At 42.3% G+C, this 15,397-nt stretch carries 7 protein-coding genes; 3 read left to right on the top strand and 4 right to left on the bottom strand.

Annotated elements, in window-relative coordinates:
- Entirely contained in the window at window positions 1-2,979 is a 2,979-nt protein-coding gene (locus IH598_00850) for an EVE domain-containing protein (protein ID MBE0637050.1), read from the bottom strand.
- Window positions 2,980-3,268: 289 nt separating this feature from the next.
- On the opposite strand from IH598_00850, the gene IH598_00845 reads away from it, so the two are divergent.
- Window positions 3,269-3,472: a hypothetical protein gene (locus IH598_00845; protein ID MBE0637049.1), complete on the top strand. Its 204-nt coding sequence runs from the start codon at window positions 3,269-3,271 to the stop codon at window positions 3,470-3,472.
- Window positions 3,473-3,585: 113 nt separating this feature from the next.
- A complete protein-coding gene (locus IH598_00840) occupies window positions 3,586-3,891 on the top strand; it encodes a hypothetical protein (protein MBE0637048.1) in 306 nt (101 codons plus the stop codon).
- Window positions 3,892-4,119: 228 nt separating this feature from the next.
- Here the strand turns inward: IH598_00840 and IH598_00835 are convergent, their stop codons facing one another.
- The 3 genes from IH598_00835 to IH598_00825 all read right to left on the bottom strand — a co-directional run bounded on the left by IH598_00835 (window position 4,120) and on the right by IH598_00825 (window position 10,686).
- The gene (locus tag IH598_00835; protein ID MBE0637047.1) at window positions 4,120-6,270 is read right to left on the bottom strand and encodes an RNA-binding transcriptional accessory protein; all 2,151 of its coding nucleotides are present in this window, start codon (window positions 6,268-6,270) and stop codon (window positions 4,120-4,122) included.
- 87 nt (window positions 6,271-6,357) lie between these two features.
- Entirely contained in the window at window positions 6,358-9,573 is a 3,216-nt protein-coding gene (locus IH598_00830; protein ID MBE0637046.1) for a UvrD-helicase domain-containing protein, read from the bottom strand.
- A 3-nt stretch (window positions 9,574-9,576) separates the two neighbouring features.
- Window positions 9,577-10,686: a T9SS type A sorting domain-containing protein gene (locus tag IH598_00825; GenBank protein MBE0637045.1), complete on the bottom strand. Its 1,110-nt coding sequence runs from the start codon at window positions 10,684-10,686 to the stop codon at window positions 9,577-9,579.
- Window positions 10,687-10,963: 277 nt separating this feature from the next.
- On the opposite strand from IH598_00825, the gene IH598_00820 reads away from it, so the two are divergent.
- A complete protein-coding gene (locus IH598_00820; GenBank protein MBE0637044.1) occupies window positions 10,964-15,382 on the top strand; it encodes a translocation/assembly module TamB domain-containing protein in 4,419 nt (1,472 codons plus the stop codon).
- Window positions 15,383-15,397 lie beyond the last annotated feature (15 nt).

Here is a 15,397-nt window from a genome sequence, read left to right as displayed (position 1 = left end):
CTACCGTGAAAGTTGCTTTAAAACTTCTGCTACTTTTGCAGAATCATCAAACCAAATTTCCGCTAAAAGCGGTTTTAGTTCGAAACTCAAAACTTCATTCCACCAATTGTTTTCATCTTCGCCTTCCATAAATGTACAGAAATAGCTGTGTCCGATTTGGAAGCCTTCACCAAGATTTATATCATCTTTGATTTTGCTATTTACTTTTGTAACTGATGAACAAATGTGATCAATTATTTGAGCCGATAATCCTTTAAATGAGAGGAATGAACGGAAATTCTCACCATAGTCGGGTTGGAGTGTAACAAAAGCAAATCTTCTTCTCAACGCATAATCAACGATTGCCAAAGAACGGTCTGCTGTATTCATGGTTCCTATGATGTAAAGATTTTCAGGAACATAAAATCGGTCTTCCTCATCTTCTGCATAAGTTAGCTTTAAGGCAAACTTTTCTTCTCTTTTGTCTGCTTCAATAAGCATCATCAGTTCACCAAAAATTTTACTCAGGTTCCCTCTGTTTATTTCGTCAATAATGAAAAAGAAAAGTCTTTCCCGATGTGCCAATGCTCTCTGGCAGAACGAATAAAAAATACCATCTTTTAAATCAAAACCGCCTTTTTGCGTTGGTCTTAAACCTTGAATGAAATCTTCATAGCTGTAGGATTGGTGAAACTGCACCATTTCGATATTTGCATCTTTTACTTCCTGCATTATTTCATAGGCCAATTTTCGGGCAATGAAAGTTTTGCCAACGCCTGGAGGACCTTGCAAAATGACATTCTTCTTTCTTCTCAGTAAAGTAACAGTTTGCAAAAAGTCGGTTTCGCTAATAAAGGGTTTGTCAGCATCTTCTGTAAATTTGTATTTCTTTGGTGTTTTAACCGTAATGATTGTGTTCTTATTATCAATAATTTCGCGAATTATATCATATTCTTCCTCTGTCAGTTTAAACAAACTTCCCTGGTTATTGATAAACACCTCGCAATTTTGTAATGCAGGATTATTCTTCAGTTCGTTCCAATGTACTGGTATTTCTAACTTTTCAGCCAATTGAAATTCAATTTCTTCACCATTTGCAGTGGTATGAATTCCTTTAGTTACTTCATAGATTCCTTTTATCTGCTTGGTTGGAGTGCTTTCGTATCCAATAATTAAATCGCCAGGCTTAGCTGCTTCAAAGTATTTGTAAATCCTTCGTTTGTTACCTTTTTCGTTATGTGTAGTGTAAGTTTCTCTATCTCCTTCAATTAGAATGCTCATGCTCCAAATTTTCGGGTTTGCATTGAGCCACCAGAAATTTAGAGGTTCATTTTCTTTCGAGCTTTCTGGCTGAATATCAACGTTTATACTATAATCTTCAGATGACTTCTTGAACTTGGACTGAACCAACTTAAATAATTCGAAAGCTTCTTTGTTAGTAAGTGTTTTATTTTTACCAAGCTCTGTTAAAGACCAAACTCCACGTTTCTCATTAGAAATTAAACCTCCATCTTTCAAATAATTTCTTGCCCAAGCAACTTGATTGTAAATAAGCGGTACACCATTTTTTGATTTTTCTTCTAACTCCTCATCGGTAAAAGTGAATTCATCAAGTACTTGTTTAGTCACATCTGAAGGTTTTCCTTCACCTACCTTGTTTAAAACCTTTAAAAGTGGATTAAAAAATCTTAAAAACTTAGGGCCTTGTTTTTGATTATCAGTATCAAAAATTTCAGTTTCAATAGTTTCAAACGGCAATTCATTTTCAGAAAAGACTTTTGCAAGCTCAGGGTACAATCTTACATATTCCTTTAATAGAAATTCCCACACTTTTGTGGGGCTGAAGGTGTCCGGTCTGAAAAGCGTTTTGTATTTCCCACCAATTGGATAGTCCAATGAATTGGGTTTATATTGATAAACCTTGTCAGTAATCCAATTTATCCTTCTTCTATGATTATAACCTCCAGCTTTTTCATCAAAATAATAATCACTTTTTATGATTCCGATACCGATACAAGTATTAACACCTTTGTTTGCAAATACAACATCACCAATGTTTGCAGATTTTAGCAGCCAAAGATTCCAAGTCTGATTTGATTGATTATCTGGCGGCAATCCAGCCTCTATGTTTACTTCAGCTCTTGAATTAAACTTAGAAATATCACCGACATCTAAATCAATGAATCGAATAGCAGCAACGCCTTCTTTTAAAAATGTAGTCCATTCAGATGCTTGGCTTCCAGGGGAAAATTTGAAATAGTTTCTGCTTTCTTTATTGAGTTTAGTTATTTCAGGTTTCAATTCTTTTAAAATTGAAAACGCCTCTTCGTATGTACTAATCTCTTTCAGATTATTTGGTTGCGGTTCTTTAATAGACCAACCTGCAATTTGCCCTGCTTCGGATGATGCCCCTAAACGAATAAAAAATTGATAACTTTCTTTGTGGGATTCCTTTGTGATTGGGTACAATGCAATCCAACAAAAATCAGAGCCAAAATTATTTGGCCCTTGAAAATCCACGGTATGGAAAGTGTAATCATTTAAATTCAGCTGTTTAAGTAAATCATTTGCAATTTGCTCCAAATAAATTTGTACGGTTTCTTTGATTATCCCTCTGTAGTAAAGGACATGACAAACGCTCCACGGTCTTTGCCAGTTCGCAAATAGGTCTCTTTTAAATAGTTCGTAATCTTGAAGTTGCTTTAAGAAATCCTCTTTGTAGTGATTAAAATAGCCAACATCTTTAGCTCTGATTTTTTCCTTGATCTCATCTACTAGTGCCTCAGTTATTGTTTCGTCTTGCAATAGTTTACGCGAAATTTCGGCCCTTAACAAATTCACTGGTTTGAAACTTCGGTCGGAGTCACCATATTCTTTGAAGACTTCTTCGACCAAGTTTTTTGGCAAACTATTAATAGCAGCAAACAAATCATTCGGGTTTTCGGAATAACTTTGATACTGCTTTGCTAAGTCAGTTATGTATTGAAATTGTGTTTGCATTTATACTTTCCAGTTTGTTTGATAGTAATTTATTGAGCACTTGTATGTCGTACTGCTCAGTCTTTCGTGTCTGTTTATATTTAGGTGCAAATTTATTAAATTAAGTACATCATCGGGCATTGTTCCTGTTTTTTTCATAAAGTTATTGAATTGTCTTTTAATTATCTGATCTACAGGCTGGAGCCTAAGCAGAACGGTAGATGAAAGTTTATTAAATTACGTTTATCACGGAGTAACAATCAGATTTCTGAAATTTGTTACTTTTGCTGGAAACATTGGAGAATTTATCATGATTATCGAAAGAACGCCAGATGAAATTATTTTCAGGTTGCCAGGAAACCTGAACCTCGACGAATTGCAGGACTTGACTGACTGGTTCGAATATAGTGAGATTACAAAAAAATCAAAAGCTACCCAAACAGACGTTGACAATCTCGTCAAATCTATCAACGTTGGGCGTTGGGAAAAAACTAAAAAGCAATTAGACCCCTGAGAGTTGTTGTTGACACCAACATTGTTTTCAGTTCAATACTGAACACCAACAGCAAACTGGCAAGAATTTTACTACAACCCGGAGGGAGGATCAATTTTTATTCAACAGATTAGTTGCTGCATGAAATTGAGGAGCATAAACAAAAAATTAAATCCCTGACCAACTACACTGATCATGAATTGGATAAGATTATCACATTGATTACGAAGAAAATTCGCTTTATCAATATCCGGCTAATTTTAAAGGAATCTTATTTGATTGCGGAATCGTTGACCAGGGATATTGATATTGACGATACAGAGTTTGTCGCTTTAACAGAACACAAGAGAGGAAGATTGTGGAGTGGTGACAAGGAACTTCAGAAAGGTTTAATAAAAAGGGATGGAATAAGTTCATCTCAACGGATGAGTTATTCGTAATGTCAATCAGAAAGAAATGATTGACTTTTTCCCGGTTAAATTCATTTGAACAATTACCTCTTTCAAGCCAACTTCCGCGTTTACAACTCTTCCATATTACAGTTTTATTTCTAAATCTGGATGATAAGTTTATCAAATAGTTACCAACGAGAGTCATTTCTGGCTTAGCCTAACCTGAATGGAAAAGTTTTGAATTTTGTCCGCAGTACTTCTGCGGAATATGCTGAATCAGATATACCGGGGTTGCTCAACGCCGATCATCGTGAACTGAATCCGTTTACGTTCGACGTCAATTTCTTCCACTTTCACCCTGACACGCTGATTGAGTTTAAGGATTTCGGATGGATCGGCAATAAATTTTTCGGCAATCTTGCTTTTATGAACGAGTCCGTCCTGATGAACGCCCACATCCACGAAAGCGCCGAAGGCAGTGATGTTGGTCACGATTCCGGGGAGTTCCATTCCTTCATGCAGGTCTTTGATTGAGTTGACCCCTTCGGTAAACTGGAACACCCCGAATTTCTCGCGCGGATCACGACCGGGTTTGGCCAGCTCCTCCATGATGTCCTGAAGCGTAGGCATGCCGGCCTGTTCGGTAACAAAATCCTCTATGTTGATCTTTGCCCTCAGCTCGTCAGTTTTGATCAGGTCTTCGACAGTGACAGCAAGGGAATCGGCCATTTTCTCGACGATATGATAACTTTCGGGGTGAACAGCGCTTTTGTCCAGTGGGTTTTTACTGTTCCTGATCCGCAAAAAGCCGGCTGCCTGCTCAAAGGCTTTGGGACCGAAACGGGGTACTTTCATCAATTCTCCGCGGGAGGTGAAAGCGCCATTTTCGTTGCGGTAATCAATGATGTTTTGCGCTAAAACAGGCCCGACGCCCGAAACGAAAGCGAGCAATTGCTTGCTGGAGGTATTTACTTCCACGCCGACGGCATTCACGCAACTCATCACGGTATCTTCGAGGCTGCGCGCCAGACGCGATTGATTTACATCATGCTGATACTGGCCAACGCCGATCGATTTCGGATCAATTTTGACCAGCTCGGCCAGCGGGTCCATCAGGCGACGACCGATTGAAACAGCACCGCGCACCGTTACATCATATTCCGGAAACTCTTCCCTGGCAGTTGCTGAAGCTGAATAGACCGAAGCACCGCTTTCGTTCACCACCACAGCTATCACGTCACGGTTAAACCGCAGGTATTTCACCAGCCGCTCCGTCTCGCGACCACCGGTTCCGTTCCCAATGGCGATGGCATCAATTTTATAGGCATCCACCAGTTGCTCAATTTTATTGATGGATTGTTTTACCTCATTTTGTGGAGGGTGGGGGAAAATGGTCTCATTGTGGAGCAGTTTTCCCTGTTCGTCGAGGCAAACCATTTTGCATCCTGATCTGAATCCCGGGTCAATGGCCAGCACGCGTTTCTGACCCATTGGCGGCGCCATGAGCAATTGCCGGGCATTGTCTGCAAACACGCGGATGGCTTCTTCGTCGGCACGCTCCTTGGCTGTAGTGCGGAATTCATTTTCGAGCGAAGGTTGTAATAACCGTTTGTAGGCATCCTGTATCGCCTTTATCACATGCATGGCCGCATCACTCTCGTTTCTTACAAAAACCCTTTCAATTGCCCTGAGGGCAGGGTTTTCGGGTGGAGCGATCCGAATCTTGAGAAAGCCCTCATTCTCACCCCTGAGCATGGCAAGGATACGGTGCGACGGGGCACGGTCCAGCGGTTCCTCAAAGTTGAAATAATTGGAGAAATTACCGGCAACCTCCTCTTTCGTTTTGATCACCTCCGATTTAATGGTGGCTTTGCGTTGGTAAAGTATTCTCAACCGTTCGCGGGCAAGCCGATTTTCATTCACCCATTCAGCAATGATGTCGCGCGCTCCGGCCAATGCATCTTCAACTGTTTCGACACCATTTTCCGGGATCACGTATCTGCGGGCAATGCTTTCGATGTCGCCATGCTGCTGACGCATGATCAGTTTGGCCAAAGGTTCCAGCCCCTTGTCGCGTGCAACGCTGGCGCGGGTCTTTCGTTTTGGCCTGTATGGCAGGTATATGTCTTCCAGTTCGGCCATGGTCATGGCTTTAAACAACTGCTGTTCCAGTTCTGAGGTCAGTTGATCGGTTTCCTTCAGGGTGTTGATGATACTTTCGCGTCGTTTGGCAATCTCAGCCAGTTTTTCATGCCGGTCGCGGATTCCCGCGATTTGCTCCTCATTGAGTCCGCCGGTAATCTCCTTGCGATATCTTGCTACAAAGGGGATCGTTGCTCCCTGTTCAAGCAGTAGCAATGTGCTCTTCACCTGGCGAGGCTGCAGGTTCAACTCGGCGGCAATCAGTTTTATTTGGTCGTCGTTCATGGAGAAACGGTTTTGCACTTCAAAAGTAGATTAAAAAAACACTTAAAAACAATTTTCCGGTAAAAAAACTTTTATCCGATTACCTTTTTACTCATGTAATCCCGGATCAAGGTAAACGATTTGTTGCTCAATATTTCTATATCCCATTTGGCTTAATGCTTCGGCGTATCGCTGCAGCTGCAGCAGGTGAGATGGGTTTTTCTTCCCGGTTTTATAGTCCATCACCACCACTTTTTCAGGGGTGAAAACCACCCGGTCAGGCCGCATTATAGTGCCATCCTGCAACAGGATTTCTTTTTCGTTAAAAACCCGGTTGCCATCGTCAAAATAGCTGCTGATCTCCGGCCTGGCCATCACCTTTTCGATTTCTGCCCTCAATCCTGCTATTTGACTGCTTCCGAGGAGGCCATTGCTTTCGAAGGAGGATAAAACAAGATCAAGGTCTTTCCTGGTGTTGAGCTGCGACATGATGTAGTGCAGAAGCAGCCCCTTTTCACGGCTTTCGTCCTGCTTATCTGTTTTCCATATCCTGGCTGCTTCCCGGTGCAGCAGGATTTTTCTTCTCCACTTACCTGCATTGTATCCCGCATGGACTGATTCCAGGTTGATCACTTCAGCCTTTGAACGCATAGGTGGTGAATTTTCCTTACCCGCGCAGTAAACCCCTCTTTCATCAGGTTTTAAATTCTCCTTTTCTAAGTATTCATGCAGCAGGTCGGCTACATCCGGAAATGAGCTGGAAATTTTCCATTCGCCTTTTTCATTTGTTTTATCCTTTGATAAAATGTAAAGTCGCTCTTTCGGCCGGGTCATGGTCACATAAAGCAGGTTGAGGGTATCGAGAAAAGATTTGTCCGACTCATGCTGGTAGATAATGCCAAATGATGTTTTCTCAAGTTCTTTGTTAAGTCCGATCAGCGCCATTTCAAGTTCCGGAATCGTTTTAAACTTAGTTTCAATCCAGGCCTCATTTGTCGAGAGTTGTGATCGTTCGATGGCAAAAGGGTAAATAACAACCGGGAATTGTAGTCCCTTTGCCTTGTGGATCGTCATGATGCGCACCGAAGGTGTAGCTTCAGGGATGATGATGGATTTAGCGCAACCGGAATCATTCCAAAAGGTCAGAAACTCCGAAGCGGAGTCGTTGTAAGTGGAATTATAGTCATAAACCAGGTCGATGAAGAACTGGATGAAAGGATCGTTTCCATTTTGATCCAGTCCGAAAGCGTTGATTAGCTCCTCGAAAAACTCTGGAAGCGGGAGTGAATAAAGCAGTTCCCTATGAAAAAAAATCCCGTTTTCCCTGAGGATTTGTTCAACCGGCTTGGCTGCCGGGTTTTCCTGGTTTAACTCCTTACATTGTTGAAAAATCGCATCCAATCCATCATCTTTAACTTTCTGCTGTTGCACCAGATATGTCAGGACTTCAGCCAGCGCGATTTTGTTATCCGGAACGAGCAGGTATTGCAGCAAAGAGATCATAAAAAGAACCTCCGGACTTGCCGACAGCAGCAACACTTCAGACGAAACCACACTAATACCGTTTTGCATCAGATGCCTGGCAGTCATGCTTCCCTGTGCTTTTGTCCGGGTGAGAATTGCAATGCTTTCAGGGGTGTAGTACTGCAAATTCTTTTGGACAAGATCAAGCACCCGGTCAAGCATTTTCTGTTCATACTCCTCTTTATTCAGGCCAGTTGCGCTTAAAAATTCGATGTGGATGTATCCGCCGGTTTTATTTGGATCATGCTCCTGCTTAATATCAGCGTAGATGGGTTGAAAACCTTCGGCAAGCTGTTGCCTGGTAAATTCAAAAAACCGGTTGTTGAAATTTATGATCTCAGCGCCTGAACGGTAGTTGACATTGAGGTTTTCGGAACGATATTGATTGACAAACAGATTTTCTCTTGCGACCGATAGCGAATCATTTCCCCGGTTTAATATTTTTGGAAGTACTGCAAACTGCTCCACTTCGCCATTACGCCATCGGTAAATGGCCTGTTTTCCATCACCGACAATCATATTGAAGTGGTTGGCGCTCAGCGAGTTTTCGAGCAGTGGAACAAGGTTCTGCCACTGGAGCAACGAGGTGTCCTGGAACTCGTCCAGCAGGTAATGACGGTATTTTTCGCCAATTCGTTCGTAAATGAAAGGAATGGCCTCTTTTTGTACAATCGCTGCTATGCGTTTGTTGAATTCCGAAATATGAACAATATTCTCATTCTGCCGAAATTCCTCCATCACCTTTTCGATCTCCGATAGCACCGCAACCAGGTAGATATTCTGATGGACGAGCTTGCTCAGGATGTATTCCTCAAAACCATTTTCGAGATGCTGAAAAATAGTTTGCATTAAACCGGATAATTCAGGTTTGATGAATTGAATGGCCTGGGCTTCAGAAGCAGAACATTTACTGCTTGTCCATTTATTATCCCTGATTGTGTTAAGTACATGAGAATTTGGACTGATTGCGGAAAAATTCCGGTTTGCCAGTTTTGCGAGATACGCTGAAATCCCCTGGCTTCCATGATAAAATGCATCCTGTCCAATATTGTTACTTTTAATCAGGTCAATGGCTTTGCAGGCAATTTGATAAAGCTGGTCCTCGAATTTGTACCTGATTACTGAAAGCCGTTTGCTGATGTCGATGTATTCGGCAACCGACAGTCCGCGAAGCCGCTTTAAGGCTTCAAAGCTGCTCTCTTGCAGGAGATTTTTGGTAAACTTCTTCAACTCTTTTTCGATGTTCCAGCTTTTCTCGTCATCCATTTTGCTTTCGATAAACCTGACCAGGGCGTTGGTGAGATCGGGGTCGGTTCCTACCTTGCTGATGAGCAGGTCGATGGATTTGGTAATCAGTTTATCGGCGTCCAACTCTACTTCGAAGTTGACAGGCAGTCTCAGATCTTTGGCAAACACCCTTACAAGGCGATGCACAAAGCTGTCGATGGTGCTAACGGCAAAGTTAGAGTAATTATGAAGGATGAGTGTGAGAGCCATATTGGCTCGCCAAGCAACCTGGCTGTAATCAAGGTTTAAAGACTTGCCTAAACTGTCAGCCAGCCGGGCAGTATCAACATCAATGCCCGGTTCCGTGCACACAGAGAGACCCCTTAGATTACTCAATATCCTGCTCTTCATCTCATTGGCCGCCTTGTTGGTGAAGGTGATGGCCAGGATGTTTGAATAACGTTCAGGATTGTTTATGACCAGGCGGATGTACTCCCTGACAAGGGTGTAGGTCTTGCCAGAACCAGCGGAGGACTTATAAACAACAAAGCTTTTAGGGGTTGCAGTGTTCATTGGTTAATGAATAATAACTTTCCTGTAGGTCGATATTCCGTCGTTTTCCACATTAAGAAGGTAAGTGGCTTTCGGCAGGCCTTTCCCAGCAACATTCAAGGTGAAAAAATGCTTTCCTTCAGGCAGTTGCCCGTCATAGACTGTGTAAACTTCTACGCCGGTCAGGTTGACTAACGAAATAGTGATTTTCGATGATCTTTCAATAATGACACTTACTACAGCATAATCCGTAAACGGGTTTGGTGAGATGGAAATACTGGCTTCGGGTAGCATTGCATGGCCGACGCTCACCGTTGGGTCGAGGATGTAGTCTTTGTAAGCTACCTGAACCAGAGGCCCTTCCTCAGTTACCTGCAACAGCGGCGCCTTATGCCCGTTGGCCAGCCACTTGTATTCGATATAGGTTCGTTCGATTGTAGTCCCGAAATTCAATGTATCGAGATAAATGGAATCGGTTTCGTAAACTGTTGACTTCAGCCTCAATACGTCATAAGTACCGAAAGGGGTGGTTAGAGAACCCCAACCGTCCACCTGGTTAACCCGCTTTCGCTGAATACCGATGTACCCAAATCCCGGAACTCCCAACTGGCCGCTTGCATTGCTCGAATCGAGGTTGCCATAGGCCAGGGGTAGTTTGTAAATGACATCAGCAGGGTTAAGACGCACAGGAATGGGAATGCCACTCACTGATATAGCGTATCCAACATCGTTGTATGTGTTTGTGGTTTTTCTAAAAAACCGGAAAGGATCGGTGATCGGAAGATCAGGAATGGTATCAATCTCACTGAACTTTTGCGCAACATTGGCCACAATATTCGGGATAAACACCAACTGGTAAAGAAAGGGCACCGAATTTACCGTAACAAAGGTATCGACGGTCTGGGTTAATGGTTCCAGGGTGGAAAAATCCCACACATGATTGGTCCCGGTAACTGTATAATCAATTCCTCCGGTAGTGAGCGCCTGGCTTTTCCTCACGGTGTCGTTGGGCGATGGCATATCGTTGCTGGTGATGGTGATTTGCGAAAAGGCCATTGTGTTGAAAGCCAAACCCAGAACCAGGGTAAAAGCAAATTGATTCAGCATAACCGAAAAGCGTGTTGTAATTTTCATAAAATGAGGCTTTTAATGAATTTTGTTAAAAAAAACCCGTCAAGGTCAATTTCGTCTGAAAACAATCTGCGAATTTACCATAAACAATCATATTTTTGCAAAAAAGTTGTTATTAATTCTGAAATCGCCTGGAAGTTGGCATCAGTTGTGGTTATTTTAATTCACTCATCAAATCCGGACAGTTATCTTAAAACGCATTTTTCATAGCATCGTTTATCTTTTTACCTTACTGTTTTCTTTTCAGTTGGTAACTATACTGCTTTTAAGTAACCCCCAGGTGCAAACGTTGACTTCAAGATATGCCGCTGCCTGGCTTACCCGATGGATTGGCACAGAAGTCAGCGTCAGTGAAATCAGCCTGAGCTACAAGGGTGCTTTCCTGCTTCGGAATTTAAACATCTATGATGAACATGGCGACATCATGTTGGAAGTTGGCAGGCTTGAGTTTTTCCTTTCGGGGATAAACAGAAAAAACCGAACGATCACCTTTAGGAGTGTGAGCATTAAACAATCAGCGTTCCGCCTCCACAAACATCAGGAGGATGAACTGAACAACCTGGCCTATTTCCTGCAAAATTTCCAATCAAAAACGGAAGATTCATTATCGGTAAACAAAAAGGCAAATCCATGGAAATTGAAGGTTAAAAACCTGGAAGTTGAGGATGCTGCTTTTTCTTACCTGAACGAAACCAGGAAATATGAAAGCTATGCAGGAGTTGACTTTGATAATGTTGAACTGGTTGGTATCCGGGTTAAGGCCAACGACCTTGTTATTGACAGAGATACGATAAGCGTCGGGATTAAAAATATAAATTTCACTGAAAGAAGCGGATTCGATTTAAAATCATTTTCAGGGATTGTCAGGTTTAGTCCGGTTGAACTATCGGTTGAGAAGATGAAGGCTGAAGTCAACAACTCAAGTCTCGACCTCGATTTGCTGTTTGAATACGAAAATATGCTGGCTTTTAACGACTTCATAAACCAGGTTAAAATGCATGGCAACTTTCGTCCGACCACACTCGATATGAGCAATATAGGCTATTTTGCCCCGGTGATGTTCACGATGACAGATTTTATAAATCTGAGTGGCAAGATAACGGGAACAGTGGCTGACCTTCATGGTGAACACCTGGATGTAAGTTATGGAAAGAACACTGTTTTCAGAGGGTCGGTTGAAATGGCCGGATTGCCGGATATATTCAAAACATTTGTTGTTGCCGACATCGAGCGATTTACCACCGATGCCTTTGATGTCCGGTCATTTGCATTGCCGGGCGATAGCGGCGCCATACCTATACCCGAACTCTTGACGACGGCCGGTGTAATTAACGTTTCAGGGACCTACACCGGTTTTTACAACAGTTTTATTTCACGATTGAATATAAAAAGTAAACTCGGCCAAATAGGCACTGACTTAACTGTCAGGACAACGGGTGCGCAAAACGATATTGCCTACACCGGAACGCTCAAGGCTCAACGGTTCAATATCGGAAAACTTCTGGGAATGGAAACAATCTTAGGTGAATCCAGTTTTTACCTTGATGTTGACGGGAAGGGAATTACTCAAAAAACCATCGACCTGACAACCAATGGGGCGATTACATCATTGAATATAAAAGGGTATGATTATAAAAACATCAGTATTGACGGGAATTTCAACCAGCAAATGTTTGAGGGTTTTTTGGCAATGCAAGATGATAACCTCGACTTTTCGTTCAACGGACTGGTTGACCTGAACCAGCAGAACCCGGTCTTTAATTTCAAAGCCAACATCCGTCATGCTGACTTGTTCAGGCTGAAATTATCAGAACGGAACTCCATTTCAACACTGGCAACACATCTCGATATCAATTTCACAGGAATAAGACTGGATGAAATATCAGGAAGAATGCGGGTTGACAGCACCCTTTACACTGAGGGCGGCCAGGTACTGTCGCTCGATAGCCTGATCATCACCACTTCCACAGCCAACGATGGCATCCGTTCACTCAATATCGTTTCGGATATGTTAGATGCCAGTTTCCAGGGGGAATACCAATTTTCTTCAATACCCGGTGCTGTGGCAAATTACGTCAGGAACTATTCAGACATTCTCCCTCAGGTAATAAATAACATTACCATAAATGGATCAACCCAGGTAATCGATTTTTGGGTTGGGTTTAAAAACATAGATCCTTTGACAGATCTGTTTCTCCCCAACATATCCATTGCCCCAAAATCCATATTGCAAGGGCTATTTCATTCAGGGGATAAAAAATTTGATCTTGAGTTTTGTACCGATTATCTGGTTTTTTCATCAGCCAGATTTATTGATGGAAGGATTGCAACCTCATCAGATGACAGCCTTTTTTACCTCGACATTACGGCACAAAAAGTACTGTTTAGTGAACCCACCAGGCAAACGCCAAACGGAATTGGAATTGACAGCCTGAAATTTATCACTCAGTTCCACGCGGATTCACTCTATTATGATTTAACCTGGAATGATCTGTCAAATGAACAAAGAAATACCGGGGACATACTTGGCATGGTGGTGATTGAAGATGTCAACCGGCTAAAAAACCATTTGTCACAATTAAGCATGTTGATTGACAACCAGAAATGGAATATCGTACCCGGGAATTCTATCCTGATTGACCAGGGAGTGTTGGTCTTTCATGATGTAGATTTTTACAGCAACAGTTCGAAACTAGGGATCGAAGGCGCCCTGTCGAAAAGTGAAACAGACAGCCTCAAACTGGTTTTTCAGCAAATCAACATCAATAACTTTGATCAACTGCTAACCACGACACAACTGGATGTAGATGGAATTCTGAATGGCGCCGCCACCATCACCGGCTTATTCGGAAAACCCAATTTCATCATTGATATCAACCTGAATGATCTTTTCCTTAACGGGGAAGAACTGGGTGTTCTCAACCTGGACACCTGGTGGAATGACCCTGAGCGTGCATTGTCGGTTGAACTTCAGATCAATAAAAAAGGAAATGTCGGAATTGGGCAGGTGTTATCACTTTCAGGCAAATATTACCCTACAAGGGATGATATAAACTTTGATTTGGATGCCCGGTTAAACAATCTTGGCATTCAACTTTTTAATCCATTTATTAAAGATTATGCGAAGATTAACCGGGAAAGCCTTGCAAGTGGAAACCTGAAAATAGGAGGTACATACGACAAACCTGTGTTCGATGGCAAACTAAGTCTTATGCGTACTCAATTCCTGATCAACTACCTGAATACTTACTATTCGTTATCCGGTACAGTTGACATACAAGAGAATTTTGTTAACCTTAATGCCCTGACCTTAAATGATATGAGAGGGAAAACTGCCACCTGTTACGGCAACATCCGGCATAACTATTTCAGGGATTTTGAACTCGACCTGACCATCTCGCACGACAATTTCAAAGTATTGAATACTACTTCTCAGGATAACGATCTGTTTTTCGGAAATGCCATAGCCTCAGGAGTTTTTACACTGAAAGGGCCGATTGATGACCTGATGATGAACATCATTGCCCGCACTGACAATGGAACAGAAATCAAAATTCCGATCAACTCAGGGATCAGCGTTTCGGAAAACGAGTTCATCATTTTCAGAAATACGGGCGAAAATGAAGAAAAAACTGAAAATGCCTACAATGTGAACCTGAAAGGACTGGAAATCAACCTGGATTTGGATGTTACGCAAAATGCCGAAATTGAGATATTCCTTCCCAATACCATCGGTAACATCGAAGGGGTTGGGACCGGAAATATCTTTCTGAACATCAATAAGCGGGGCGATTTCTTCATTTACGGCGATTACGAAATTTCAAAAGGAACATTCAGGTTCACTTTTGAAAATCTTATTGGCCGCGATTTTCAAATCAACCAGGGTAGCAAAATCAGCTGGAGAGGCGATCCTTATGAAGCAGAAGTTAACATCCAGGCCGTTCATAGTGTAAAAACCAGCCTGGCAGGGTTGCAGTTTCAAACAGATTCATCGGCCATTTACAATACACGTGTGGAGGTGTTGTGCGTCATTAACCTTCAGAACGATCTCTTTAATCCCGACATACGTTTTTCGATGGATTTTGTAAATGTTCCCGAAAGTACCAAGGAGATCATTTTTGCCTCCCTTGACACTACAGACCAATCGGTGATGAGCCAGCAAATTCTTTCACTTTTGCTGCTTAACAGTTTCAGCTATACTTCAAGCAGCCCAAATATAGGCGCCACCAGCTTTAAGTTGCTTTCCAACCAGTTGAGCAATATGCTCTCAAAAATCAGTAAAGATTTCGACATCGGCATCAAATACCAGCCCGGTTCCCAACTCACCGAAGAGGAGATTGAGGTGGCACTTCGTACACAACTTTTTAACGACAGGCTTTTGATCGATGGTAATTTCGGAGTGAGAGGAACCTCAGCAGCACAAAATACAAGCAGTGTTGTCGGTGATATCAGCGTGGAATATAAAATCACACAGGATGGCCGGTTCAGGGTAAAAGCCTTTAATCGCACGAACAACCTGTCCATTATCGAGAACAATGCTCCCTACACCCAGGGTGTCGGCGTGTTTTATCGTCGCGAATTCGAACGTTTTGGCGACCTTTTCGGGGATTCGTCTAAAAGGGGAAACACCTCAGATTCAAATGAGGATAAGACCAATGATGAGGCCGTTCTTGAATCAGCCCGGCGCGATGATGATTAATCCGTATTTTTGCAA

Source organism: Bacteroidales bacterium (assembly GCA_014860585.1).
Classification (GTDB): Bacteria; Bacteroidota; Bacteroidia; order Bacteroidales; family 4484-276; genus RZYY01.
The sequence above is the reverse complement of the archived record's forward strand: the minus strand, read 5'-3'. Positions and strand labels throughout refer to the sequence as shown.

Coding starts and splice junctions, on each gene's coding strand:
- IH598_00835 (MBE0637047.1), bottom strand. CDS start 6,270: ATGAACGACGACCAAATAAAACTGATTGCCGCCGAGTTGAACCTGCAG.
- IH598_00845 (MBE0637049.1), top strand. CDS start 3,269: ATGATTATCGAAAGAACGCCAGATGAAATTATTTTCAGGTTGCCAGGA.
- IH598_00830 (MBE0637046.1), bottom strand. CDS start 9,573: ATGAACACTGCAACCCCTAAAAGCTTTGTTGTTTATAAGTCCTCCGCT.
- IH598_00850 (MBE0637050.1), bottom strand. CDS start 2,979: ATGCAAACACAATTTCAATACATAACTGACTTAGCAAAGCAGTATCAA.
- IH598_00825 (MBE0637045.1), bottom strand. CDS start 10,686: ATGAAAATTACAACACGCTTTTCGGTTATGCTGAATCAATTTGCTTTT.